At 73.9% G+C, this 25,029-nt stretch carries 22 protein-coding genes and 1 riboswitch; of the genes, 4 read left to right on the top strand and 18 right to left on the bottom strand.

Annotated elements, in window-relative coordinates; all coding sequences use genetic code 11:
- The first annotated feature begins 5 nt into the window (after positions 1 to 5).
- Positions 6 to 1,727 carry a bifunctional 3'-5' exonuclease/DNA polymerase gene (locus tag E4198_RS24450; RefSeq protein WP_136185065.1) on the top strand — a complete coding sequence of 574 codons (1,722 nt, stop codon included), beginning with the start codon at positions 6 to 8 and terminating at the stop codon, positions 1,725 to 1,727.
- Between the two features lie 176 nt (positions 1,728 to 1,903).
- Here the strand turns inward: E4198_RS24450 and E4198_RS24445 are convergent, their stop codons facing one another.
- Complete coding sequence (locus E4198_RS24445; RefSeq protein ID WP_136185064.1) at positions 1,904 to 3,295, bottom strand: peptidase C39 family protein; 1,392 nt, start codon at positions 3,293 to 3,295, stop codon at positions 1,904 to 1,906.
- Positions 3,296 to 3,494: 199 nt separating this feature from the next.
- Between E4198_RS24445 and E4198_RS24440 the strand changes: the two genes are divergently transcribed.
- Together E4198_RS24440 and E4198_RS24435 are read left to right on the top strand one after the other, a co-directional pair.
- The gene (locus E4198_RS24440) at positions 3,495 to 4,166 is read left to right on the top strand and encodes a hypothetical protein (RefSeq protein ID WP_136185063.1); all 672 of its coding nucleotides are present in this window, start codon (positions 3,495 to 3,497) and stop codon (positions 4,164 to 4,166) included.
- 370 nt (positions 4,167 to 4,536) lie between these two features.
- Complete coding sequence (locus E4198_RS24435; protein ID WP_247597823.1) at positions 4,537 to 6,507, top strand: AAA family ATPase; 1,971 nt, start codon at positions 4,537 to 4,539, stop codon at positions 6,505 to 6,507.
- Between the two features lie 51 nt (positions 6,508 to 6,558).
- Here the strand turns inward: E4198_RS24435 and E4198_RS24430 are convergent, their stop codons facing one another.
- The 8 genes from E4198_RS24430 to ribD form a co-directional block, all read right to left on the bottom strand.
- Positions 6,559 to 7,020, bottom strand: coding sequence for a PH domain-containing protein (locus E4198_RS24430; protein ID WP_136185062.1), 462 nt, complete (start codon positions 7,018 to 7,020; stop codon positions 6,559 to 6,561).
- An 85-nt stretch (positions 7,021 to 7,105) separates the two neighbouring features.
- Complete coding sequence (hisG, locus tag E4198_RS24425) at positions 7,106 to 7,969, bottom strand: ATP phosphoribosyltransferase (RefSeq protein WP_027764997.1); 864 nt, start codon at positions 7,967 to 7,969, stop codon at positions 7,106 to 7,108.
- 67 nt (positions 7,970 to 8,036) lie between these two features.
- Positions 8,037 to 8,309 (bottom strand): phosphoribosyl-ATP diphosphatase, encoded by a 273-nt coding sequence (locus E4198_RS24420; RefSeq protein ID WP_136185061.1) that lies wholly within the window; start codon positions 8,307 to 8,309, stop codon positions 8,037 to 8,039.
- A gap of 77 nt (positions 8,310 to 8,386) precedes the next feature.
- Entirely contained in the window at positions 8,387 to 8,872 is a 486-nt protein-coding gene (ribH, locus tag E4198_RS24415) for a 6,7-dimethyl-8-ribityllumazine synthase (RefSeq protein WP_136185060.1), read from the bottom strand.
- 106 nt (positions 8,873 to 8,978) lie between these two features.
- Complete coding sequence (locus E4198_RS24410) at positions 8,979 to 10,286, bottom strand: bifunctional 3,4-dihydroxy-2-butanone-4-phosphate synthase/GTP cyclohydrolase II (RefSeq protein WP_136185059.1); 1,308 nt, start codon at positions 10,284 to 10,286, stop codon at positions 8,979 to 8,981.
- On the bottom strand, positions 10,283 to 10,942 hold the full coding sequence (locus E4198_RS24405; RefSeq protein WP_136185058.1) for a nicotinamide mononucleotide transporter family protein: 660 nt from the start codon (positions 10,940 to 10,942) through the stop codon (positions 10,283 to 10,285). Before E4198_RS24405 ends, E4198_RS24410 begins: the two co-directional genes overlap by 4 nt.
- Positions 10,939 to 11,568, bottom strand: a complete 630-nt coding sequence (locus E4198_RS24400; RefSeq protein WP_136185057.1) for a riboflavin synthase — start codon at positions 11,566 to 11,568, stop codon at positions 10,939 to 10,941. The genes E4198_RS24405 and E4198_RS24400 overlap by 4 nt, the downstream gene beginning before the upstream one ends.
- A 14-nt stretch (positions 11,569 to 11,582) precedes the next feature.
- Entirely contained in the window at positions 11,583 to 12,677 is a 1,095-nt protein-coding gene (gene ribD, locus E4198_RS24395; protein WP_136185598.1) for a bifunctional diaminohydroxyphosphoribosylaminopyrimidine deaminase/5-amino-6-(5-phosphoribosylamino)uracil reductase RibD, read from the bottom strand.
- A gap of 189 nt (positions 12,678 to 12,866) precedes the next feature.
- A riboswitch (FMN riboswitch) is annotated at positions 12,867 to 12,997 on the bottom strand.
- A gap of 194 nt (positions 12,998 to 13,191) precedes the next feature.
- Here ribD and E4198_RS24390 point away from each other — a divergent pair.
- On the top strand, positions 13,192 to 14,487 hold the full coding sequence (locus E4198_RS24390; RefSeq protein WP_136185056.1) for an MFS transporter: 1,296 nt from the start codon (positions 13,192 to 13,194) through the stop codon (positions 14,485 to 14,487).
- Between the two features lie 279 nt (positions 14,488 to 14,766).
- Here E4198_RS24390 and E4198_RS24385 read toward each other — a convergent pair whose 3' ends face one another.
- The 9 genes from E4198_RS24385 to fmt all read right to left on the bottom strand — a co-directional run bounded on the left by E4198_RS24385 (position 14,767) and on the right by fmt (position 24,900).
- Positions 14,767 to 16,404, bottom strand: coding sequence for an NAD(P)/FAD-dependent oxidoreductase (locus tag E4198_RS24385; protein WP_247597984.1), 1,638 nt, complete (start codon positions 16,402 to 16,404; stop codon positions 14,767 to 14,769).
- 77 nt (positions 16,405 to 16,481) lie between these two features.
- The gene (locus tag E4198_RS24380; protein ID WP_136185597.1) at positions 16,482 to 17,312 is read right to left on the bottom strand and encodes a carbon-nitrogen hydrolase family protein; all 831 of its coding nucleotides are present in this window, start codon (positions 17,310 to 17,312) and stop codon (positions 16,482 to 16,484) included.
- Positions 17,313 to 17,485: 173 nt separating this feature from the next.
- Positions 17,486 to 17,935, bottom strand: coding sequence for an Lrp/AsnC family transcriptional regulator (locus E4198_RS24375; RefSeq protein WP_136185596.1), 450 nt, complete (start codon positions 17,933 to 17,935; stop codon positions 17,486 to 17,488).
- Positions 17,936 to 18,078: 143 nt separating this feature from the next.
- Positions 18,079 to 18,816, bottom strand: a complete 738-nt coding sequence (locus E4198_RS24370; protein ID WP_136185054.1) for a class I SAM-dependent methyltransferase — start codon at positions 18,814 to 18,816, stop codon at positions 18,079 to 18,081.
- A gap of 138 nt (positions 18,817 to 18,954) precedes the next feature.
- Entirely contained in the window at positions 18,955 to 20,400 is a 1,446-nt protein-coding gene (locus E4198_RS24365; protein WP_168711497.1) for a GuaB1 family IMP dehydrogenase-related protein, read from the bottom strand.
- Positions 20,401 to 20,530: 130 nt separating this feature from the next.
- Positions 20,531 to 21,538 (bottom strand): sugar-binding domain-containing protein, encoded by a 1,008-nt coding sequence (locus tag E4198_RS24360; protein ID WP_210732892.1) that lies wholly within the window; start codon positions 21,536 to 21,538, stop codon positions 20,531 to 20,533.
- Between the two features lie 176 nt (positions 21,539 to 21,714).
- Positions 21,715 to 22,389, bottom strand: a complete 675-nt coding sequence (rpe, locus tag E4198_RS24355; protein ID WP_136185051.1) for a ribulose-phosphate 3-epimerase — start codon at positions 22,387 to 22,389, stop codon at positions 21,715 to 21,717.
- 101 nt (positions 22,390 to 22,490) lie between these two features.
- Complete coding sequence (locus E4198_RS24350; protein ID WP_136185050.1) at positions 22,491 to 23,906, bottom strand: transcription antitermination factor NusB; 1,416 nt, start codon at positions 23,904 to 23,906, stop codon at positions 22,491 to 22,493.
- Positions 23,907 to 23,967: 61 nt separating this feature from the next.
- Positions 23,968 to 24,900: a methionyl-tRNA formyltransferase gene (gene fmt / locus E4198_RS24345; RefSeq protein WP_136185049.1), complete on the bottom strand. Its 933-nt coding sequence runs from the start codon at positions 24,898 to 24,900 to the stop codon at positions 23,968 to 23,970.
- Positions 24,901 to 25,029 lie beyond the last annotated feature (129 nt).

Below are 25,029 nucleotides of genomic sequence, written 5' to 3'. Positions count from 1 at the left end.
CGTTCATGTCCGGTGTGACGGGTGGTGACGGGGCGGAGCAGGACCGCGGGACCTCCGCGGTCCGCTGGGCGCTGGCCGAGACCCGGGAGGGGCGCGCCCTGGTCTGCCCGCTCGACGCCGGGGGCGTCCCGGCAGGCCCGGTGTGCGAGGAGAGCTCCGCGGTGGCAGCGGTGCGGGCCCGGCCCGGGGCCGGACGATGGGTCTGGCGGGCCACGGCCGGCGTGTACCCGAGGCTGCTCGCGGCCGGTGTGCGGGTGGAGCGGGCGTACGACGTGGAGGCCGCCGAGGGGCTGCTGCGCGGCTACGAGGGTCATGGCGGGGAGCCGCGTTCGCTGCCCGCGGCATGGGCGCGGCTGCACGGGCTGCCGGTGCCGGACGATCCGCTGCCCCGGGTACGGGACGGCGATCCGCAGCCGTCGCTGTTCGAGGCGGGCCCCCCGCCGCTCCCGGACGAGGCGGACCCGCTGCGCGCCCTGCTGGAGGTGTACGCGGCGCAGACGGGGCGGGCCGGGCGGACGGCGCATCCGGGACGGATGCGGCTGCTACTGGCGGGCGAGTCGGCGGCGGGTCTGGTCGCCACCGAGATGTCACGGACGGGGGTGCCCTGGTCCGCCGAGGCGCACCGGGCGCTGCTGACGGAGCTGCTGGGCGAGCGGTACGCCGGCGGCGGCGAGCCCCGTCGGCTGGCGGAGCTGGCGGAGGAGGTCTCTCGGGCGTTCGGGCCGGGCGAACGGGTCCGGCCCGACCTGCCGGCGGACGTCGTGCGGGCCTTCGGCCGTGCCGGGATACGCCTCACCTCCACCCGCGCCTGGGAGCTGCGCCGCGTGGATCATCCGGCGGTGGAGCCACTGCTGCGGTACAAGAAGCTGTACCGCCTCTACACCGCGCACGGCTGGACGTGGTTGCGCAGCTGGGTGCGGGACGGCCGGTTCCGTGCCGAATACCAGCCCGGCGGCACGGCCACCGGCCGCTGGACGACCAACGGGGGCGGAGCGCTGCAGATCCCGAAGGTGGTGCGGCGCGCGGTGCGGGCCGAGCCGGGCTGGCGGCTCGTCGTGGCGGATGCCGGCCAGATGGAGCCCCGGGTGCTGGCGGCGATCTCCCGCGACCCGGGGCTGATGGAGGTGGCGGCCAGCGGCCGCGACCTGTACGCGGTGTTGTCCGAGCACGGGTTCTCCGGCGACCGTGAGCAGGCCAAACTGGCCCTGCTGGGCGCGGTCTACGGGCAGACGAGCGGTGACGGGTTGCGTCATCTGGCGGCGCTGCGCCGACGGTTCCCGGCCGCGGTCGGGTACGTGGACGCGGCCGCGCGGGCGGGTGAGGACGGCCGTCTGGTCCGCACCTGGCTTGGGCGAACCTGCCCACCGCCGGGGGCTGACGGCCACACGCTCGACGAGGAGGCCGGCGGGGACAGTGCCGGGGGCGGCACCCCGGCCGCCCGCGCCCGGGGCCGCTTCACCCGCAACTTCGTGGTGCAGGGCAGCGCCGCGGACTGGGCGGTGGTGATGCTGGCCGCGCTCCGTCAGGAGCTGCTCGGCATGCGGGCGGAGTTGGTGTTCTTCCAGCACGACGAGGTGATCGTGCACTGCCCGGCCGCGGAGGCCCCGGCTGCGGCGGAGGCGGTGCGGCGGGCGGGCGCGCGGGCCGGTGAGGTCGTCTTCGGTGCGACGCCGGTGCGCTTCCCCTTCGGCGTGGCGGTGGTCGAGTGCTACGCGGACGCCGCGTAGACGACCGCCGGACGCCACCGTGGCGGTGGTCGCCCCCGGTTTCCTCCCAGGGGGAGCATTCGGGACACACGCTGCCGCTGCGTTCCGGCCTCCCCTTCCCGGCGCCGCTCCGCGCCATGTCGTCCGCCGGCCGGTGGCAGGGCGGTTGCAGCCTGTGCGCCCGGCCGGCGGACTGGTCAGCGGATGCCGAGGTCGCGCAGGACGCGGCGCTGCTTGCCGGTGAGGCGGGTCGGGAAGTAGACGTAGCAGACGCCGCCGGTGCCGCTGCGGACCTCGCCCTCCTCGTTGTAGCGCTTGGTGCGCAGCCAGATGTTCTCGAACTGGCGTCGCTTGTAGATGTTGCGGACCGACGGGTTGTCGGAGGAGGCGGGGTCGTTCGCGATGACGTCGCCGTTCTGGGTGAAGCCGACGATGGTCATCAAGTGGCCGGCGGTGCCGTAGCCGGCGCCGTCGAGTTCGGCCTCGATGAAGGACTGCGAGGTGATCAGCGGGATGCCCGCGGCGATCAGGCGTTCGGCGTCGTGCAAGGAGGTGCAGCGGGTGACGACGGCCTGCATCCGGCGGTACGTCGCGGCGTACGCGGCGTTGAACGGCCAGTTGCCGCAGCCCTCGTAGGCGTAGTCGTAGGTCATGCGGGCGGCGTGGCAGACCTGCGGGTCCTGGTAGTCGGGGTCGACCCACGCCAGGTCTTCCTCGGCGGGCTTCCGCCCCCAGTACTCGATGATCATCTGGGAGGAGGTGGGGCTGCACCACGCCTCTCCCCCGCCGTCGTACTGGGGGTACTGGCCTTCGTGGATGTTCTGCGAGTAGCGCGGGACCTCCAGTTCGACGCCACGTGCGACGCCCGGGCGGGTGGCGGGGACCTCGAAGCGTTCGGGCACGTCGGAGGCCATGGCGCCGAGGCGCCACACCGTGGGCGTGGCGTCGCCGCCGGGGGCGCGGTAGAGGGTGGCGCGCAGCCTGTAGGAGGTGAGGCGCAGCCCGCTGCCGAGGTCGGAGATGGAGAAGGTGTCGGTCCAGATGTCGCTCTTGCCGTCGCTCTGGTCGTCGACCGAGGTGCGGCGTGGCACGTCGTCGCCGTCGCCGGCGGTCCAGATCCCCATGGTGTACCAGGGGGTGCGGGCGCCGTCTGAGTAGGTTCCCTGGAGTTCGGTGCGCACCCACGTGCCGCCGGGGGTGTCGGCGTTCCAGGAGACGATGACCTCGCCGGCGGGGACGCGCGGGGTGTGGAGGGGGGAGGTCCAGGTGGCGTACTCCCAGGCGGCGGTACGGCCGGTGTGCGGGTCGGTGTAGTCCACGGTGCCGGCCGGGTTGGCGAGGACGAGTCCGGGCCGGGCGCCGGGAAGCGGGCGGGTGCCGGAGCAGTCGCCGCGGCGGAAGTCCCGGTGGGAGGTCCAGGCGTGGTAGTCGATGAGGTCGTCTTCCCTACGGGCGCGCGGGTGGGCGCCGGTGGCGGTGGGGGTGTGGGCCGGGGCGCCAGTGGCGAAGGCGGCAGGTGCGCTCGCAGCCGCGGCGGCGACGGCCGCCGCCGTGAGCACGGTACGGCGGGTGGCTGGTCTGCTGTGCATGGGCGGGGACCCCCAGTAGGTCGCTGCGATGGCGGCGGATGAGCACGCGCGACCAACTATCGCCGGACCAGGCCCGTTCCTGCCAGGCATTCGCCTGTGCCGCACGCCGGTAGGGGGAAGAATCATTGGGCCGACCGGTGGCGGTGGCGTTCCCCCTGCACCTCGTCGCGGCGGCGTGGCGGACGTCTAGTCTGGCGGCATGGATGCCGAGGGAGACCTGCGGGAGCTGGCCGGGTGGCTGCGGGCGCTGCCTCCGTCGTGCGGTCCGGTGCGGCTGGTAGCGGTGGACGGGCACGCCGGGTCGGGAAAGTCGACGCTGAGCGGGCGGCTCGCCGCGGCGCTGGGCGGAGCACCGGTCGTGCATGTGGACGACCTCGCCAGTCATGCGGCTCTGTTCGAGTGGGTGGACAGGCTCAGCGCGCAGGTGACGGCGCCCTTCTCTCGAGGGGAGACCGCGCGCATGGACGTGTACGACTGGGAGCGACGGGAGTTCGCGGGGACGGCAGAGGCGGCGCCGGAGGAGGTCGTGCTGCTGGAGGGTGTGGGTGCCGGACGGCGGGAGCTGCGGCCGCAGCTGGCGTGTCTGGTGTGGACGGACATGCCGGAACTGCAGGCGTGGGCCCGGGGACGCCGCCGCGACGGGGAGGCGCTGTCCGGATTCTGGGACGACTGGACGGCTGCGGAGCGGTCCCACTTCGCGAGCGACCCGTCGCACGTCTTTGCCCATGTTCTGGTGCGGGAGAGCCCGGGGGGATACCAGGTGCTGCCGGGACCGGCTGGGCAGCCTCGTGCGCTACGGGGCGTCACGGTGGGTGAGGGCGCGAGCAAAGCCGCAGTACGCGGACCTCGCGGCGGCCCCGGGCAGGCTTGACCGGGCGCTGCGCAGGAATTACGTTTCCGGTACGCGGCCGGTCCGGCCGCCCCCGACGCGAAGCCCCCGGTTGTTCCCCCGTGACCGGGGGCTTCGTCCTGTCCGGAGCGCGTCTCCGCGTGTGCCCCCACCTCCCCGCCGATCACTTTCCGTCACCCCACCCTGGCGGTGTGCGGCGCCTGGAGGCCGCTGCGGGACGGCTCGCGCTGTTCGAGTGTGGGGAAATCCGCGAAGGAACGATGCACAACGGCGTGGAAATGCGGGTAATCCTCTCGGGTACGGCCACAACTCCCGGTGCGGAGGCGGCCGTTCGCACGAACGGCGCCGGTGTCCGCCGGTGTGCCGTCGAGGGACGGGGGTGGAGGTTCTCGTGGGGGATGTGACGGGTTTCGGCGGCCGGGGCCTCCCGGGGCCCGGCGCGCCTGCCGACCTCGCATGGCTGCGGGGTGTCGACGCCTACACCATGGGCGCGTACGCGCAGGCCGAGGAGGAGTTCCGGGCCGCGGTGCGGCTGGACCCGGGCATGGCGGACGGCTGGCTGGGGCTGCACGCACTGCGCGCCGACACCACGACGGCGCTGCTGCGCATGTACCACCACCGGGAGCGGTTCGGGGAGCAGCGGTCCCGGCACCGCCGCCAGCTCAATTCCTGGTACTGGCTGGGCTGGTGGGTGCAGCCAGTGCTGGAGACGCGGCGCGATCTGTTACTGGCGCACGCCTCCCACTGGCTGGACGGCCGGCACGTCGCGGAACTCGACCGGGCGCTGGCGGAGTGTCCGCCGGTGGAGACGGACGCACAGGCACGCTTTCTGCACGCCTGCCGGGCGTACCTGGCGAAGGACTGGGACCGCCTGGTGCGGCACACCGAACCACTGGTGCAGGACGTGCTGCTGGGCATTGAGGCCGGGTTGTTCGCGGGGATGGCGCGAGTGCGGCTGGAGATGTACGCGCAGGCGGAGCCGCTGCTGGCGGCCGCGCTGATGCGGTGCCGCAGCGAGCAGCCGCAGCGCAAGGAGCTGCGGTACTGGCTGGCGCGTGCGCGGGAGGGGACCGGGCGGACCGCGGCGGCGCTGCCGCTGTACCGGGCGGTGCACCGGGTCGATCCGACGTTCATGGACACCGCGGCCCGGCTGACGACCATCGCGGAGGGAGACGGGCTGGGGGACGGCGTGGGGCTGGCCACGGCGGTGAGCCTGAGCGGAGGTGGCCCGGGCGGTGGCCTGGACGGTCCGGACCGTTTCGGGGCGGACGGGGTCACCGGCCTGCCGGGGTTCCCCGGCGGGCTGGGCGTCCCGGACGGGGGTCCGGAGTACGACCCCGGTGCGGACGCGCTGCGGCTGGAGGATTCGGGTGATCCCGCCGAGCCTGTGCGGGTGGACGGTGACTGGGTGCGGGAGCGGGCGGCAGCGCGGACCGCCGATGGCGGCGGGCAGGGGCCGGTGGGCCCGGCGGACCCGGTGCTGCTGGCGCAGGCGCTGGAGGAACTGGAGCGGATGGTCGGGCTGGAGCCCGTCAAGCGGCAGGTGCGGGCGCTGTCGGCGCAGCTGCGGATGGCTCGGCTGCGTGCCCGGCAGGGCATGCCGGTGCAGCCTCCGAAGCGGCACTTCATCTTCTCGGGGCCGTCGGGGACGGGGAAGACGACCGTGGCGCGGATACTCGGGCGGGCGTTCTACGCGCTGGGGCTGCTGGGCGGCGACCATCTGGTGGAGGCTCAGCGCTCCGACCTGGTCGGGGAGTTCCTCGGGCAGACGGCGGTGAAGGCGAACGAGCTGATCGATTCGGCGCTGGGCGGGGTGCTGTTCGTCGACGAGGCGTACGCGCTGGCCGGCAGCGGCTACAGCAAGGGCGACGCGTACGGCGACGAGGCGCTTCAGGTGCTACTGAAGCGGGCTGAGGACAACCGGGACCGGCTGGTGGTGATCCTGGCCGGCTACCCGGAGGGCATGGACCGGCTGCTGGCGGCCAACCCGGGGCTGGGATCCCGTTTCACCACGCGGGTGGACTTCCCCAGCTACCGGCCACTGGAGCTGACGGCCATCGGGGAGGTGCTGGCGGCCGAGAACGGCGACGCGTGGGACGCCGAGGCGCTGGAGGAGCTGCGCAGCATCGGCGGACACGTGGTGGACCAGGGCTGGATCGACGAGCTGGGCAACGGGCGGTTCCTTCGGACGCTGTACGAGAAGAGCTGCGCGTACCGCGATCTGCGGCTGTCCGGCTACGCGGGCACACCCACGCGGGACGACCTGGCGACGCTCCGGCTGCCGGATCTGATGCAGGCGTACGGCGAGGTGCTGTCGGGGCGGGGCCCGGAGGGTCCGCTTCCGGGTGACCGTCAGGGGTGAACCGGCTTCGCTGGGCCGGACGTTGCTGGGCGGACGTTGCCGGGCCGGCGTTCAGCGCGCTGCCGAGCCGCCCGTGCCGTCGCCGGTGCCGTGGCTCTCCGTGAGGGCGCGCAGGGCGCGGGCGTCGGCGATCGCCTGCTCGCGGGCGATGCCGGGCTGGATGCCCATGGCGGGAAGGCTGGTGCCGTCGGAGAGGTCCAGGCGCACCCACGGGTCGCCGGGCCGGAGGTTGACGCGGAGCACCTCGGCCCACTCCAGCTGCCGGGTGGTGGTGAGGTTGACGACGGTGAGGCCGTCCTCGGTGGCGGTGACGTGGGGGCGGCTGAGGAGCGCCAGGACGCCGAGGAAAAGAGCGGCGACGAACACGAAGCTGAGACGTTCGGCCGTGTCGAGAGTGTCGAGGACCATCGCGATGACGGCGATGGCGGTGAACGCCAGCACCCCGGACCCGAGAAGGACGATCCGGGTCCGGGTGGGACGGAAGGTGACGGGGAGCGGGGGCGGCGGGGTCACGTGCGGTCCGTTCCTTGGTTCTCTCGGGAGATCCTTCTGGTCCTGCGTGCCGGTCCCCCGTGCGCCCCGCGGGGCGCACGGGGGGTCAGATGCGGCAGGCGTGGATGCCGGTGGTCAGGATGGCGCGGGCGCCGAGCTCGTACAGGTCGTCCATGATCCGCTGGGCCTCCTCGGTGCGCACCATGGAGCGGACGGCGACCCAGCCCTGGTCGTGCAACGGGGAGACGGTCGGCGACTCCAGTCCGGGGGTGAGGGCAACGGCCTCTTCCAGCCGTTCGGCGCGGATGTCGTAGTCCATCATCACGTAGCGGCGGGCGACGAGGACGCCCTGCATGCGGCGCAGGAACTGAGCGACCTTGGGGTCCTCGCGGGCCGGGTCCTCGGCGGTCTCCCCGGCGCGCCGGATGACGACGGCCTCCGAGTGCAGGATGGGCTCGCTGATGATCTCCAGGCCGGCGTTGCGGAGGGTGGTGCCGGTCTCCACGACATCGGCGATGATCTCGGCGACACCGAGCTGGATGGCCGTCTCCACGGCGCCGTCGAGACGGACGACGGAGGCGTCCACGTCGTTGTCGGCGAGGTGGCGGGTGACCAGCCCGGCGAAGGAGGTGGCCACCGTCATGCCGCCGAAGTCGCGGACGTCCTTGGCGGTGCCGGGGCGGGTGGCGTAGCGGAAGGTGGAGCCGGCGAAGCCGAGCTGCATGATCTCCTCGGCCTCGGAGCCGGAATCCAGCAGCAGGTCGCGGCCGGTGATGCCGATGTCCAGCTTCCCGGAACCCACGTAGACGGCGATGTCGCGGGGGCGGAGGAAGAAGAACTCGACCTCGTTGTCGTTGTCGACGAGCACGAGTTCCCGGCGGTCCCTGCGCTGCCGGTAGCCCGCCTCATGAAGCATCTCCGACGCAGGCTCGGCGAGTGAACCTTTGTTGGGGACGGCGATGCGCAGCATGAACGGGCTTCCTTCACGTGGTGGTGTGCGGGTGGTGCGGGCGTTCACCGGTGGTGCGGGGACGCGCTCACAGGTGAGCGTATACGTCGTCGAGGGTGACGCCGCGGGCGATCATCATGACCTGCAGGTGGTAGAGGAGCTGGGAGATCTCCTCGGCGGTGCGGTCCTCGCCCTCGTACTCGGCGGCCATCCACACCTCGGCGGCCTCCTCGACGACCTTCTTGCCGATCGCGTGCACGCCCTGGCTCACCAGTTCGGCGGTGCGGGAGGTGATCGGGTCGCCGTCGGCGGCCTTCTGCTGCAGCTCGGTGAAGAGCTCCTCGAATGTCTTGTTCGCCATGGTGCTCTCACCCTACGTGGTCGCGGTGCGTGGCCTGCGCCGGGTTCCGCGATGTGGGCGGTGTCCCAGCGGAGCGGTCAGCGCCAGGGTTCGGCGACGGTGCGCAGGGTGGTGGCGGTGGCGACGGCGGCGGTGACGGCCTCGTGGCCCTTGTCCTCGGTCGAACCGGGCAGACCGGCCCGGTCCAGGGCCTGCTCCTCGGTGTCGCAGGTGAGCACGCCGAAGCCGACGGGGACGCCGGTGTCCACGGAAACCTGGGTGAGGCCGTGGGTGACGCCCTGGCACACGTAGTCGAAGTGCGGGGTGCCGCCGCGGACGACGACGCCGAGGGCGACGACGGCGTCGTACCCGCGGCCGGCCAGCACCTTGGCGACGACGGGCAGTTCGAAGCTGCCGGGGACGCGCAGCAGGGTGGGTTCGTCGATGCCGAGTTCACGCAGGGCCCGCAGGGCTCCGTCGACCAGGCCGTCCATGATCTTCTCGTGCCACTGCGCCGCGATCACGGCGACGCGGAGGTCGCCGCAGTTCCTGACGGTCAGTTCGGGTGCGCCCTTGCCGCTCACGTTCTCTCCTGGTCTTCGCTGCTGTCTCGTCGGGGTGTGGGGACGGTCGGGGTGTGGGAACGGTCGGCGGGGCCGGTCCGGGGGGCGGCGGCCGGGGACGGCCGAGTCACTGATTGCCGCAGGCGGAGACCGGCTCGGCGTCCAGCCAGGGCAGTTCGTGTCCCATCCGGTCACGCTTGGTGCGCAGGTAGCGGATGTTGTGTTCGCCGGCGATGACGGCCATGGGTTCGCGTCCGGTGACGCGGAGGCCGTGCGCGACCATGGCGGCGGTCTTCTCCGGGTTGTTGGTCATCAGCCGCAGGGAGCGTACGCCGAGGTCGGAGAGGATCTGCGCGGCCGCCCCGTAGTCGCGGGCGTCTGCGGGCAGGCCGAGTTCCAGGTTGGCGTCCAGGGTGTCGCGGCCGCGTTCCTGCAGTTCGTAGGCGCGCAGCTTGGACATCAGGCCGATGCCGCGGCCCTCGTGGCCGCGCAGGTACAGCACGACGCCGCGCCCCTCCGCCTGGACCCGGTCCAGGGACGCCTGGAGCTGCGGGCCGCAGTCGCAGCGCTGGGACCCGAAGACGTCGCCGGTGAGGCATTCGGAGTGGACGCGCACCAGCACGTCCTGGCCGCCGAGGGCGGCCGGGTCCCCCGCGACCAGGGCGATGTGCTCGACGCCGTCGGCGGTGGAGCGGTAGCCGTGGGCGTGGAAGTCCCCGTAGCGGGTGGGCAGGCGCGTGGTGGCCTCCCGCCGCACGGTGGGCTCCTGGGCCCGACGGTGGGCGATGAGGGCCTCGATGGAGATGATGGACAGTCCGTGCTTGCGGGCGAACGGCACGAGTTCGGGGAGGCGGAGCATCGCGCCGTCCTCGCCCGCGATCTCGACGATCGCCGCGGCGGGCCGCAACCCGGCGAGGCGGGCCAGGTCGACGCCGGCCTCGGTGTGCCCGGCGCGGGCGAGGACGCCGCCGGGCTTGGCGCGCAGCGGGAAGACGTGCCCGGGCCGGACGAAGTCACCGGCCGCGGCGCCGGGGTCGGCGAGCAGCCGGATGGTGGCGGCGCGGTCGGCGGCGGAGATGCCGGTGGTGACGCCGTGGCCGGGGTCGGCGTCCACGGACACGGTGAAGGCGGTGCCCATGGACTCGGTGTTGTGGGCCACCATCTGCGGCATGGCGAGCCGGTCGAGGTCGGTCTCCTCCATGGGCGTGCAGATCAGGCCGCGGCACTCGCTCATCATGAAGGCGACGATCTCGGGGGTGATCGTCTCGGCGGCGACGATCAGGTCGCCCTCGTTCTCCCGGTCCTCGTCGTCGACGACGACCACCGGGCGGCCGGCGGCGATGTCGGCGACGGCCTGCGCGACAGGGTCGAGGGCGAGCGGGCGGTCGTCCGGCCCGTCGGGGAGGTCGGCGTAGAGGTTCCGCAGTGCGGTCATGACAGCGCTCCTTCGAGGGCGGTCGGCCGGGCGGTGGCGGTGCGGGAACGCAGCCACCAGGCGCGCAGGCCCCACAGGACGAGGCCGAGGTAGAGGACGTAGACCAGGCCGGAGAAGGCCAGGCCGCTGCTGAAGGCCAGGGGCACGCCCACCAGGTCGACCAGCAGCCAGGCGAACCAGAACTCGACCAGGCCGCGGGCCTGGGCGACCATCGCGGTGAGGGTGCCGACGAAGATGTAGGCGTCCGGCCAGGGGTTCCACGAGAGGTGGGGGACGAGGGTGAACAGCCCGCCGACGGCCAGGGTTCCGGCCGCGGTGCCGGCTGCGAGGACCCCGCGTTCGCACCAGGTGGCGAACCGGACGGCCACGGAACCGTCCTGGGCCTGACGGTTGCCGCGCGTCCACTGCCGCCAGCCCCACACGGCGACGGAGATGACGATCAGCTGCTTGCCCACGCCCCCGGCGAGGTCGGCGCCGTGGTAGGCGACGACGAGGACCAGGCCGGAGAGCAGCTGCGCCGGCCAGGTGAGGACGTTGCGGCGCCAGCCGAGGGCGAGCGCCGCCAGACCGATCGTGTTGCCCAGCATGTCGGACCAGATGACCTGTTGGCCGAGGGCGGTGAACGCCACGTCGCCGAGCCAGTCCAGGGCGCTCACCGTGCGGCCTCCGCGGTGGGTCCGGCGAGGGGGGTGACACCGGCGGCGAGGAGCCGCTCGACGTACTTGGCGAGGACGTCGACCTCGAGGTTGACGGGATCGCCGGGCTGCTTGTGGCCCAGGGTGGTCAGGGCCAGCGTGGTCGGGATGAGGCTGACGGTGAGGAAGTCCTCGCCTGCCTCGACGACGGTCAGCGAAACGCCGTCGACGGTGATGGAGCCCTTCTCCACGACGTAGCGGGCGAGTCCGCCGGGGATGCCGACCCGCACGATCTCCCAGTGCTCGGCGGGCGTGCGCGCCAGGAGGGTGCCGGTGCCGTCGACGTGGCCCTGGACGAGGTGCCCGCCGAGACGGCCGCCGAGGGCCGTGGGCCGTTCGAGGTTGACGCGGGACCCGGCGGTCAGCGCGCCGAGGCTGGAGCGCTGGAGCGTCTCGGCCATCACGTCGGCGGTGAACTCGCCGTCGGCGGTGTCCACGACGGTGAGGCAGACGCCGTTGACGGCGATGGAGTCGCCGTGCCGGGCGCCCTCGGTGACGAGCGGTCCGCGCAGCCGGAAGCGGGCGGCGTCCTGCCGTTCCTCGACCGCGACGACTTCGCCGAGTTCCTCGACGATTCCGGTGAACATGTCGGCGGGCTCCTTCAGGGTCGGCCGGCTGCGGCGGCGGCTGCGGCGGCGGCGGGGACGGGCACGGCGGTGATGCGGAGGTCGGGGCCGAGGTGCGCGGTGCCGGTCACGTGCAGCCGCAACGCCTCGGTGAGAGTGGTGATTCCGCCGCCGGCGAGGGCGGGCGGGCCGTCGCCGAGGAGGACGGGGGCGAGGTAGCCGACGACCCGGTCGACGGCTCCTGCGGCGAGAAACGCCCCGGCAAGGGTGGGTCCGCCTTCCAGCAGAACGGACCGCACGCCGCGCGCGTGCAGGGCGGTGAGCAGGGGCCGCAGGGCGAGCCCGTGGCCGTCCTCGCCGCGCGGGAGGCGCAGGACGTCGGTCTCCCCGGGCAGGTGGCCGGTACCGGCGTCCTCGGCGACGGCGACGAGGGTGGGCGCGGCGCCGTCCAGGACGCGGGCGCCGGCCGTGAGGGTGGCCTCGGTGTCGAGGACGACGCGCAGCGGCTGGACGGCGCCTTCGACGCCCCGGACGGCGAGGTGCGGGTCGTCGGCGCGCAGGGTGCCGGAGCCGACGACCACGGCGTCGGACTCGGCCCGCAGCCGGTGCACGTCGGCGCGGGCGGCGGCGGAGGTGATCCAGCGGCTGGTGCCGTCGGCGGCGGCGCTGCGGCCGTCGAGGGTGGCGGCGTACTTCCAGGTCACGTGCGGTGTGCCGCGGCGTACGGCGGTGAGCCAGGCGGCATTGACCTCTCCGGCCTCGTCGCCGAGCAGCCCGGAGACGACGTCGACGCCGGCGGCGCGCAGCGTCGCGGCTCCGCCCGCCGCACCGTCGGTGGGGTCGGGCACGGCGTAGACCACGCGGGCGACGCGGGCGTCGAGGAGGGCGCGGGTGCAGGGGCCGGTGCGTCCGGTGTGGTCGCAGGGCTCGAGGGTGACCACGGCGGTACCGCCGGCCGCGTCGTCGCCGGCCTCGGCGAGGGCGTGGATCTCGGCGTGCGGGCCGCCGGCGCGCTGGTGCCATCCTTCGCCGACGGTGCGCCCGTCGCGGTCGAGTACGACGCAGCCGACGACCGGGTTGGGGCTGGTGGAGCCCAGGCCGCGGGCGGCGAGCGCGAGGGCGCGGCGCATGGCGGACTGCTCTGCGGATGCCGCGGGGTGGCCGGCCACCGGTCCTCCTGCCTCATCGGGCACGGACTCCGGGGCGGGTGAGGACCACGGACGGACGGGTGACCGGTGGAAGCGCGCCGGGCACGGGATGCCGACGTCTCCCCGAACGGGAGTACGGCGCGCCGTGGCGGCGGGTACCGGTCTCGTCCGCCGCGCACTGCCTCCCATCCGGACTTTCACCGTCGGTCCAGGAGTTTCACCTGGTCAACCGGCCGCTGGCTGCGGCCGGGTCGCGGACTGTAACCGCCGGTTCGGACTTTCACCGACCCCGGAGTGCGCTGACGTCACTGGTACGCCTTCAGTCTGCCACGCGACGGCGCGGTCCATGCGGGTGACCCCTGTGGAGTGACTCACAACGCTCCGCGGCCGGGTCTTCACAGGACCCGACGCCCCGTGGGCGGTCCCCGGGCTTGCGGCGGGCGCGGGGACGGCTCGTAGCGTGGGTCCGGTCGGGTGGGACGGCGGACGGGGAGCGATGGCCCGGGGCGAGGAGCGGATCGGCGGCGGGCGGGAGACCCGTTCGGCGCGGCGGGCCGTGGCGGTGGTGTTCGCGGTGCACGGGACGGCCAGCGGCACGTTCGCCACCCGCATCCCGTGGATGCGCGAGCACCTCGGCCTGAGCCCCGGATGGCTGGGCGTGGCGCTGGTGTGCGTGACGCTGGGGGCGTCGGCGGCGATGCCGCTGTCGGCTTTCCTGGAGCACCGGTTGGGGCCGCGGGCGACGTTGCGCGGCACCTCGCTGGCGTGCTCCGCGGGCCTGGCGCTGCCGCCGCTGATGCCGGGACTGGGGTGGCTGTGCGGGGCGCTGTTCCTGTTCGGCTGCGGGCTGGGCCTGATGGACGTGGCGATGAACGCGCAGGGCGTGTACGTGGAGGAGCGCTACGGGCGTTCAGTGCTGTCGTCACTGCACGGCATGTGGAGCGTGGGCGGTCTGGCGGGCGGCGCGCTGGGGGTGCTGGCCGCGCACGGCGGCCTGCCGGCGACGCTGCACCTGGCCCTCGTGGCGCCGGCGCTGTGCGGGGTGGCGGTGGTGGCCTGCCAGTGGGTGCTGGACGTGCGGCCGGACGCCGGGGCGGCGGAACCGGAGCCGCCGCGGTTCGCGCTGCCCACCCGGGGCGCGCTGGCGGTCGGGCTGGTGGGATTCTGCGCGGTGTTCGCCGAGGGCGCGTCCATGGACTGGTCGGGCATCTACCTGCGGGACGTCACCGGCGCGTCACCCGGCCTGGCGGCCACCGCCTACACGGCGTTCGCCTGCACCATGGCGGTCACCCGGCTGGCGGGCGACGCGACGGTGGAACGCTTCGGGGCGGTGCGCACGGTGCGTGCGGGCGGGGTCCTGGCGACGCTCGGCGGAGTGCTGGTGACGACCGCGGAAGCGCCCGCGTCCGCCGTGGCCGGTTACGCGCTGATCGGGGTGGGCATCGCGGTGGTGGTGCCGCTGTGCTTCTCGGCCGCCGGGCGGGCCTCGGAGGGCTCCGCGGGGCGGGCCGTCGCCGGCGTGGCGACGCTGGCCTATGCGTCGGGCCTGGCCGCTCCGGCAGCGGTGGGCTGGGTGGCCGAAGCCACCTCGCTGCCGGTGTCCTTCGGCGTGGTCACCGTGCTGACGTCCGGTCTGGTGCTGGGGGCGGGCGTGCTGCGGCCGGCCCCGCGCACCTCCGGACCGGCCGCCGTCCCGACGGGCGGTACGGACGGCGGGAGCGGGACCGGCACCGCCGGGCGCAGCGCGGGGAAGTGCGCCGCGGACGGCGGCACGGGAGCCCGGGAGGCGTAAGGGCGGTCCCCCGGTGGGGCAAGCCGGGCCGAACAACCGGTGCGTCACGGTGGGCCCCTGCGACGCTGGGCCCATGGCATGGGTCGAGGAGCCGCCGCTGCGGGACGCGGGAGCGGTGGCGGACGTCGTACGGCGGAAGCGTGCGGTCGGCGCGGGCGTGTCCGCGCGGGACGGCGTGGCGGTAGGTGGCCGGGCCGCGGGTCGGCGCGGGGCATGCAGTGCCCCGCGCCGGGGGGAACGTGCGGGAGGAGCGATGGCGGGGCGCCCCTCCGGGTGCGGTCAGTCTTCGGGGAGCTCGACCGGGGCGATCTCGTCGTAGACGTCGCCCGGTCCCGGGTTCGACGGGTCGGTGGAGCCACCGAACTGGTGCATCACGCCCCAGACGGCGTTCAGCGCGGTGTGCACGGCACCCTCCGCCCAGCCGGCGGTCCAGGAGATGTCGTCTCCGGCCAGGAACAGGCCGCGCTTGTCCTCGGGCAGCCGGTCCTGCATGAAATGCGTGAACAGGCGCCGCTGGTAGCGGTAGTGGCCGGGCAGGTTGGCCTTGAACGCCCCCATGAAGTAGGGCTCGTTCTCCCAGGAGACGGTCACCGGGTCGCCGATGATGTGCCTGCGGATGTCGACCTTGGGATAGATCTCCCGCAGCGACTTCAGCATCACCTCGAGGCGCTCCTCGGGGCTGAGCGGCAGCCACTTCAGGCTGTCGTCGCACCAGGTGTAGGAGAGGCAGATGACCGCGGGCCGGTCCGGGCCGTCGTCGAGCAGGTAGGTGCCGCGGGTCATGCGGTCGGTGAGCGTCATCGACATCACGTCCCGGCCGGTCTCCTCGTCGGTGTCGAGCCAGAACGGCCGGTCGACGGGGACGAACAGCTTGGAGGACTCCATGTAGTGGGTGCGCTCGACGGCGGTCCAGTGATCGATGGGCAGCAGCGCGTCGTCGCAGTCGATCTTGGCGAGCATCATCCAGGACTGCGCGGTGAAGACCGCGGCCCGGTAGGTGCGGATGCGGCCGTCGGCGTCGGTGATCGTGACGCGGTTGCCGGCCGTGCGGTGCATCCGGGTCACCGCGGGGCGCGGGCGGCCGCCGTCGTGCAGCGAGGCCAGCGAGGTGCCGTGCTGCCAGTGCACGATCTTCGCCGGCTCCCGCTCCCACAGCCGCTCCGGGAGCTGCTGGGAGCCGCCGACGATGCCGCGGTGGTCGTCGTCGGCGCCGGTGTAGACGACCCGGAGGATCTCCAGGATGGAGTTGGGGAAGTCGGTGTCCCAGCCGCCGGTGCCGAAGCCGACCTGGCCGAAGATCTCCCTGTGCCGGAAGGAGGAGAAGGCCTTCGCGTCGCACAGGAAGCCGTAGAAGGTCTGGTTGTCGAGCTTCTCGACCAGCCGCGCCCAGATCTCGCGGATGCGCGGCACGTCGCGCTCGCGGATGGCGTGCTGCATGTCGGAGAAGTCGGCGCCCTCCTCCAGGCAGGCGTTCCAGGCGTCCATGACCTGGTGGTAGACCTCGGGCAGGTCGTCGAGGGTGCGGGCGTAGTGGGACTCACCCTTGAGGTCGACGACCGTGGACGGGGTGTCCGGCGCGAGGGGGTTCGGGAACGGCGTGGTCTCCAGGCCGGTCAGGTCGACGTAGTGCCGGAAAGCGGTGGAGGAAGGCGGGAAGCGCATGGCGCCCATCTCCGCCGTGAGGTCACCCTCGCAGCCCTCGAAGCGGTCGGTGCGCAGCCGTCCGCCGAGCCGGTCGGCCTCGTACACGACGGGCCGGAGGCCCATCTTCATCAGCTCGTAGGCGGCGACGAGGCCGGACAGGCCGCCGCCGACCACGGCGACCTCGGTGCCGTGTTCGGTGGCGGGCACCGAGCCGATTCCCGCCGGGTGGGCGAGGAAGTCGTCGTAGGCGAAGGGGAAGTCCGGGCCGAACATGGTGAGCGGCCTGCCGGCCTGTGCGGTGGCGTCCGGGTCGTGGTGGTCGTCGTGCGCGGCGGTGGGCACCATGGACGTCATCGGGGCGGTTCTCCTTGCGGGTCGTGCGGGTGGCGCGGGCTGTACAGGTCGGAGCGGCGGTCGGTGAGGTAGGGGTTGCGTGCGCGGGAGGCGGCGAGGAGGGCGGGATCGGCGTCCCCGAGGACGAGTTCGCCGCCTGCTCCTGCGCGGGCGCGGACGGCACCGTCGGGGGCGGCCAGGCAGCTGAGGCCGGCGAAGTCGAAGTCCCCCTCGGGGCCGCAGCGGTCGGCGTAGGCGATGTAGATCTGGTTCTCCCAGGCGCGGGCGGGCAGCAGGGTCTGCGCGACGAACTCGTAGGGCCGCATCAGCGCAGTGGGCACGAGGAGCAGGTCGGTGCCGGCCAGCGCATGCGCGCGTACGGTCTCCGGAAACTCGACGTCGTAGCAGACGAGGAGGCCGATCCGGAGGCCGTCCAGGTCCGCCTGGACGACGAGTGTGTCGCCGGGGGTGAACTGGGCGGTCTCGTAGCCGCCGTAGAGGTGTGTCTTGCGGTAGTGGGCCAGCGGTTCGCCGGTGGGGCCGATCAGCTGCACGGCGTTGTGGACGGCCTTCCCGGCGCGTTCCGGGTAGCCGTAGGCGACGGCGAGGCCGTGCCGCGCAGCGATGCGCGCGACGGCGTGGGCGCCGGGCCCGTCGGCCTCCTCGGCGAGGTCCGTGACGCGGTCGCCGAGTGCGTAGCCGGTCAGGTACAGCTCGGAGGCGACCAGGAGCCTCGCGCCCGCGGCGGCGGCCCGGCCCGCGGCGTCGTCGAGGGCCTCGAGGGTGACGTCGGTGGAGGCGGGTACGCCGCCCGGCCCCTGGAGCAGCGCGGTGCGCAGCGGCGTCATGGAACCCCTGACCTGGTCGTACGGGATGCGAGCGAACACATCGACGGTACGGTCGAGCGGGGAAGGCCGACAAGACGACTCCGTTGCGGGCCGACGGGCGGTTCGTTGCGTCTTCGGCCGTTTCCACGGCGATTCGTTGTGCGTGGGTGGCGCGCCGGAGCGTGGGGCGTCGGTCAGGTGGGGGCGCCGGAGCCGTAGCGGCGGAGCAGCGGGGAGAGCACCAGGACCGACTTGGTGCGTTCCACGAACGGCTCGGAGGCGATGCGTTCGAGCACCGCCTCGAAGTGCCGCATGTCGGAGGCGAAGACCTGCACGACGGCGTCGGCGTCGCCGGTGACGGTGGAGGCGGCGACGACCTCGGGGTAGCGGGTGAGGGCGCGGCGGATGTCCTGGGGCCCGGTGTTGGACCGGCAGTACATCTCGATGAACCCTTCCGTCTCCCAGCCGAGCGCCGCAGGGTCCACGCGCACCGTGAAGCCGGTGATCGCGCCGTCTTCGCGGAGCCTGTCCACGCGGCGTTTGACCGCGGGAGCGGACAGACCGACCTCGGCGCCGATGTCGGCGTAGGAGCGGCGGGCGTCCTCCGCGAGGACGCGGACGATGCGTTCGTCGAGTTCGTTCAGGTGTCGCACTGCGGGTGGTTCACTCTTCTTCTGCGCTTGCGGTGGCCGGGCGGCAGCGGCGCACGCCGTATCCGCAGTAGACCACAGGGCCGCCCGCCCGCCGGGCACGGCGGTGCGGGCGGGCGGGCGAGGCGGGCGGTCGTTCACCGCGGCAGGGCCCGCGCCCAGGTCCGGTCGTCGGTGAGGTAGGCGTCCAGAGTGAGACCGGCCCGGTGCAGCGCCTGGGCGAAGTCGGCCTCGTGGAGGTCGTGGGAGACGAAGGTCTGGCTCCAGGCGGCGTCCTCGAAGGCGTACTCCATGCGGGTGCGCTTGGCGCCGCCCCCGGCGGGTTCACGGAGCGCGATCCGCACGGTCATGCCGTCGTGCTCCCACTCCTCCCCCGTGGTGCGGGTGCGGTGCCATTCGCCCTCGCGCTGGACGAGGACGGCCCCGCCGGGGGCGAGGTGGTACGCGCAGGTGCGCAGCAGCGCGTCGCGCAGCGCGTCGTCGGCGGTGTTGATCAGGAAGGACGCCAGGAGCACGACGTCGAACCGTTCGTCCAGCCGCAGGTCCTCGATGGTGGAGCGGACGGTGGGTGCGCCGTCGATCTGCGCCAGCATCTCGGCGGACTCGTCGACGGCCGTGACGCGGAATCCCTTCTCCCGCAGGGGGCGGGTCAGGCGGCCGGCGCCGGAGCCGAGTTCGAGGAGGGTCGCGCCGCTCGAGGCGGCGGCGGCGACGATCTCCGGCTCGTCGCCGGCCGGGAGGCGTGCGTAGAGGCTGACGGAGCACCCGTCGGGGGTGATGTGTCCGGGGCCGGTGCCCCGGTGGTGGCGCGCGCGGTAGGTGACGCCGTGGGGTGCGGGGGCTGTGTGTGCTGCGGGGGCCGTCTCGTCGCTCATGCCCGCATTCCAGCAAGGAGAGGGGAGCGGGAGAAGGGATTCGCACGGATCCGAATGTTCTCGCCGCGGCTCCGTGATCTGTGCGCGGGTGCCGGCCGCGACCGGGCCGCCGCAGGGTGCGCCCGCGACGGCCACGGGTCACCAGCTGGCGTGCAGCGGCTTGCCCTCGGCGTAGCCCGCGGCGCTCTGAACGCCGACGACGGCCTTCTCGGTGAACTCCTCGAGGGACCCGGCACCGGCGTAGGTGCAGGCGGACCGGACTCCGGCGATGATCGCGTCGATGAGGTCCTCGACTCCGGGCCGGACGGGGTCGATGAACATCCGGGAGGTGGAGATGCCCTCCTCGAACAGGCCCTTGCGGGCGCGGTCGTAGGCGGACTCCTCGCTGGTGCGGTTGCGCACCGCGCGCGCGGACGCCATGCCGAACGACTCCTTGTAGAGCCGCCCGTCGGAGCTCTGCTGCAGGTCGCCCGGCGACTCGTGGGTGCCGGCGAACCAGGAGCCGATCATCACGTTCGACGCACCGGCGGCCAGCGCCATGGCGACGTCACGGGGGTGGCGCACGCCGCCGTCCGCCCAGACGTGCTTGCCGTGCCGCCGGGCTTCGGCGGCGCACTCCAGCACGGCGGAGAACTGCGGACGTCCCACGCCGGTCATCATGCGGGTGGTGCACATCGCGCCGGGGCCCACGCCGACCTTGACGATGTCGGCGCCGGCCTGGATCAGGTCGCGTACGCCGTCGGCGGCCACCACGTTCCCGGCGACGACCGGGACCTGCGGGTCGAGGGCGCGTACGGCCTTCAGCGCGTCGAGCATGCGCTCCTGGTGTCCGTGCGCGGTGTCCACGACGAGGGTGTCGACCCCCGCGTCGAGCAGCCGCCGCGCGCGGTCCGCGACGTCGCCGTTGATACCGACGGCGGCGGCGACGCGCAGCCGTCCGGCGTCGTCGGTGGCAGGGGTGTAGAGGGTGGCGCGCAGCGCGCCCTTGCGGCTGAGGATGCCGACGAGACGGCCGTCGCCGTCGACCGCGGGGGCGAGCTTGCGGTGGGCCGCGTCCAGGCGGTTGAAGGCCTCGCCCGGGTCCAGCCCGGCGTCGATGACCAGCAGGTCGCGGGACATGACCTCGGAGAGCTGGGTGAAGCGGTCGACGCCGGACAGGTCGGACTCGGTGACGATCCCGACCGGCCGTCCCTCGTGCACGACCACCCCGGCGCCGTGGGCCCGCTTGGGCAGCAGGGCGAGGGCGTCGGCGACGGTCTGCTGGGGGGCGAGGGTGATCGGGGTGTCGAGCACCAGGTGGCGCCGCTTGACCCAGGAGGTCACCTCGGCGACCACGTCGAGCGGGATGTCCTGCGGGATGACGGTGAGGCCGCCTCGGCGGGCCGTCGTCTCGGCCATCCGGCGCCCCGCGATCGCGGTCATGTTGGCCACGACGAGCGGGATGGTGGTGCCGGTGCCGTCCGGGGTGGACAGGTCAACGCCCTGGCGGGAACCGACGGCGCTGCGGTTGGGAACCATGAAGACGTCGTCGTAGGTGAGGTCGTAGGACGGACGCTGATCATTCAGAAAACGCACGTACCTCATTCTCCCATGTCAGGGGGCGGAGGGGGCGCGGAGAAAACCCCAGGGCGCAGCGCGGCCGCTCGTGCGATCGTACGAGCCGGCGCGGGGGGGTGCGCGGGAGCCCTGCGCGGGAGCCGTTCACGGGGCCCGTTCAGAGCCCATCGGGGTCGGCCCGGTCCAGGGCAGGGCGGGGCGGCAGCGGGGCGCCGTCCTGGAGCAGATGGTCGGCGGCCGCGGTGTCGGTGACGAGACTGGTGACCAGGCCGGAGCGCAGCACCGCGCCGATGGCGTCGGCCTTGCGCTGGCCTCCCGCGATGGCGACGACCTCAGGGATGCGCCGCAGCCGGTCGGCCTCCACGGTGATGCACCGCTCCCCCAGGTCGCGTCCGATGCGGCGGCCCTGGGCGTCGAAGAGGTGCGCGGACATCTCGGCGGCGACGCCGAGGGAGGAGTAGTGGGCGCGCTCGGAGTCGCTGAGCATGTCGTGCACGGTGGAGACGCCCGGCTCCCACGAGCCGATGGAGACGGCGGCAACGGTCACCTTGTCGAAGTACTCGAACGCGCGGGAGATGCCGGTCTGGCTGCGCAGCGCGGCGGCGGTCGCGGAGTCGGGCAGCAGCATGGGCGCGTAGAGGGGATGCGCCTCTCCCCCGGCGACCTCGGCAGCCCGCCGTACCGCCTCGACCGAGCCCCGGTCGGCCGTCCCCGCGTCGTAGACCCCGGTGAGCTGGACGACGGTGCACGGTGGCAGCTGCCGGAGGGCGGCCGCCATGTGGATGGTGGACCGGCCCCACGCCAGGCCGAGCACGTCACCGTCGGTGACCAGTTCGCCGAGCAGGTCGGCGGCGACCTCGCCGAGGTTCTCGGGGTCGGCACCGGCCTCTTCCGCGGCGGTGTCGGCCCCCTCGGTGGGCGACTCGACGACGACAGCGTGACGCAGCCCGTAGCGGGCCCGCAACGCGTCCGAGCGCTGGGCGTCCAGCTCGGCCGGGACACGAATCTCGATGCGTACCAGGTCGCGCTCCAGTGCCGTCTCCAGAACGCGCGCCACCTTGAAGCGGCTGACGCCGAACTCGTCGGCGATCTGGATCTTGGACTTCCCCTCCAGGTAGAAGCGGCGTGCGATGGCCGCCGCCTGCATGAGCTCGGCGGGTCCCATTCTTGTGGCCCGACCCGTCGACACCGCACTCACCTCACTGTTCTGCCGTACCTGCGCGTTCGCGCCGCGTGTTCATCCTCGCAGATGCGGCGCCGTGTAGGGCCCTGCGGGCTCGTTGATCACGGGTGTGCGGTACATGCACCACATCCCCGCGGGAGGGCTTGCGTGCCGAAGCGTCAGTGGGCGCATGTGCGGGACGCGGTCTCCTCCGCCTGCGCGCGGAGTGACCGGACGGCCGCGGCCGGGTCGTCGGCGCCGTAGACGGCCGAGCCGGCGACGAAGACGTCGGCTCCGGCCTCGGCGCAACGCTCGATCGTCTCGGCGGACACGCCGCCGTCAACCTGGAGCCACATCTGCAGCCCGTGCCGCTCGATCAGCCGCCGGGTGCGGCGGATCTTGGGCAGCATGATGTCGAGGAACGCCTGTCCGCCGAAGCCGGGCTCGACGGTCATGACCAGCAGCATGTCCAGTTCGGGAAGCAGGTCCTCGTACGGCTCGACGGGGGTGGCCGGCCTGAGCGCCATCGCCGCGCGGGCGCCCTGCGCGCGGATCTGGCGGGCGAGCCGCACCGGGGCGGCGGCGGCCTCCGCGTGGAAGGTGACCGATCCCGCGCCGGCCTCCACGTACTGCGGCGCCCAGCGGTCTGGGTCCTCGATCATCAGGTGGCAGTCCAGCGGGGTGTCCGTCGCCTTCCGCAGCGACTCCACCACGGGCACGCCGAGCGTGAGGTTGGGGACGAAGTGGTTGTCCATCACGTCGACGTGCAGCCAGTCCGCGCCCTCGACCGCCCTCGCCTCGTCGGCGAGGCGGGCGAAGTCGGCCGACAGGATGCTCGGGTTGATCTGTGCCATGCCTCCAGTATCCCGGTCCCGGGGGCCGGTTCGCGGGCGGGTCGGCGCGCGGCCCGCCGGGTCGCCGGTCCGCCGGGGTCGCGGGTCGGCCGGGTCGCGGGTCAGCCGGTGCGGCGCAGCAGCGCCAGGTACATGGCGTCGGTGTGGTGCAGGTGCGGCCACAACTGCACGTCGGGGCCGTCGCCGAGGCCCGGCATGTCGGGCAGCAGCGGGCGGGCGTCGAGAAGTTCGGCGCCCCCGGTGTGCTTGAGGACGTCGTCGACGACGGCACGGGTCTCCGCAGGGTGCGGGGAGCAGGTGACGTAGCCGACGACCCCGCCCGGGCGGGTGGCCTTCAGCGCCTGCTCCAGCAGGCCGCGCTGGAGGGGTGCGAAGCCCGCCAGGTCCTCGGGGCGGCGGCGCCAGCGTGCCTCGGGGCGGCGGCGCAGCGCTCCCAGGCCGGTGCAGGGCACGTCGACCAGGACCCGGTCGAAGGCGCCGTCCCGCCAGGGCGGGCGGGTGCCGTCGGCGGTGAGGACCTGGTAGGGGCCCGGGTTGCCGCGCAGCGCGCGGGCGACCAGGCGCGCGCGGTGATGCTGCCGTTCGCCGGCTGTCAGGGTGGCTCCGCGCCGGGCCGCGAGCGCGGCGAGCAGCGCGGCCTTGCCTCCGGGGCCCGCGCAGGCGTCCAGCCAGGAGGCGTCCGGGCCGTCGTCGAGGGGGGCGGCGGCCAGGGCGAGGGCGACCAGCTGGCTGCCCTCGTCCTGGACTCCGGCGCGGCCGTCCTGCACGGTCTCCAGGGTGCCGGGGTCGCCGCCCTCGCTGAGCCGGACCGCGTAGGGCGACCAGCGGCCGGGGGCCGCGTCGGGGACGGTGGCCAGCAGTTCGCCGGGGGTGGTGCGGCCGGGGCGGGCGACGAGGGTGACCTCGGGGCGGTCGTTGTCGGCGGCGAGGAGTTCCTCCATCCCCCTGCGGCCGCCGCCGAGGGCGTCCCACAGCGCGGACACGACCCACCGGGGGTGGGAATGGCGGATGCCGAGGTGTTCCTCGGCGTCGTCGTCGTACGGCGGGGCGACGCGGTCCAGCCAGCCGTCCAGGTCGTCGGCGGCGATGCGGCGCAGCACGGCGTTCACGAACTTGGCGCGGCCGTCGCCGAGGACGACACGGGCGAGTTCGACGGTGGCGCTGACGGCGGCGTGGGTGGGGATGCGGGTGCCGAGGAGCTGGTGGGCGCCGAGCGAGAGCACGTCCAGGACGGGCGGGTCGACGTCGCGCAGCGGCCGGTCGACGCATTCGGCGATGATCGCGTCGTAGGTGCCCTGGTGGCGGAGCGTGCCGTAGACTAGTTCGGTGGCCAGCGCCGCGTCGCGGGCGTCGAGGTCGCCCGCGGTGCGGGCCTTGCGGAGCAGTGGGGGGAGCACGAGGTTGGCGTAGGCGTCGCGTTCGTCGACGGCACGCAGGGCCTCGAAGGCGAGGATGCGGACGGGGTCCCTGCGGGGTCGGCGGTACGGCTTGGCGGGGCGGCGCGGCCTGTTGCTCACGGTGGGAAGGTGCTCCGGGTGCGGTGTGGTGGGGCGGTGCGTCCAGGGTAGCCGCGGCGTGTCAGACGCCGAGCGTCTCGCCGGGCTGGATGCGCACGCCGCGAGCCCAGTCCGCGGCCTGCATCGGCTTCTTGCCCTGCGGCTGCACCCACAGCAGCCGCACCGCGTGCGACCCGGTGCCGGCGTGGACGGCCTTCTTGCCCGCGACGAGTTCGCCGGGCGCCGCCTCCGTGTGCTCGGGGGCGAGTTCCGCGGTGCGCACCTTCAGTCGTTCGCCGCGGAAGGTCGTCCAGGCGCCGGGGGCGGGGGCGCAGCCGCGGACCACGCGGTCCACGCGCAGCGCGGGCGCCGTCCAGTCGATGCGGGCGTCCTCCACAGTGATCTTCGGGGCGAAGCTGACGCCGTCCGCCGGCTGCGGAGCGGCTTCCAGGGTGCCGTCCTCGATGCCGTCCATGGTGGCGGCGAGCAGGCCTGCCCCGGCGAAGGCGAGCCGGGTGAGGAGGTCGCCACTGGTGTCGGTGGGGCGGAGGCGTTCGGTGAGCACGCCGTAGACCGGCCCGGAGTCGAGGGTCTCCTCGATGAGGAACGTGGACGCGCCGGTCATGTCGTCGCCGGCGAGCACCGCGTGCTGCACGGGGGCGGCGCCGCGCCACGCGGGCAGCAGCGAGAAGTGCAGGTTGACCCAGCCGTGCCGGGGGATGTCCAGGGCGGCGCGGGGCAGCAGGGCGCCGTAGGCGACGACGGGGCAGCAGTCGGGCGCGATCTCGGCGAGACGTGCGAGGAAGGCGGGGTCGCGGGGCCGCTCCGGGCGGAGCACCTCGATCTCCGCCTCGCGGGCGCGCTGCGCGACGGGGCTGGCCACCATGTGCCGGCCGCGGCCTGCGGGCGCGTCCGGGCGGGTGACGACGGCGACGACCTCGTGCCGGTCGGACGCGAGCAGGGCGTCCAGGGCGGGTACGGCGACCTCGGGTGTTCCGGCGAAGACGAGCCTCATCGGTGGGTGGTGACCTCTCGCAGCGGTGGTACGGCGCCGACGAGTCTACGGGGCTGACCCCGGGCGGGGGCGCGCGGTGCGACTCGTACGGGCGCTTGTACGCCCCCGGGGCGTGACTGATCCGGGCGT

The sequence above is a fragment of the Streptomyces sp. RKND-216 genome (genome assembly GCF_004795255.1).
Taxonomy (GTDB): domain Bacteria; phylum Actinomycetota; class Actinomycetes; order Streptomycetales; family Streptomycetaceae; genus Streptomyces; species Streptomyces hazeniae.
Note: the sequence above shows the minus strand (reverse complement) of the source record. Positions and strands in the feature narration are given on the sequence as shown.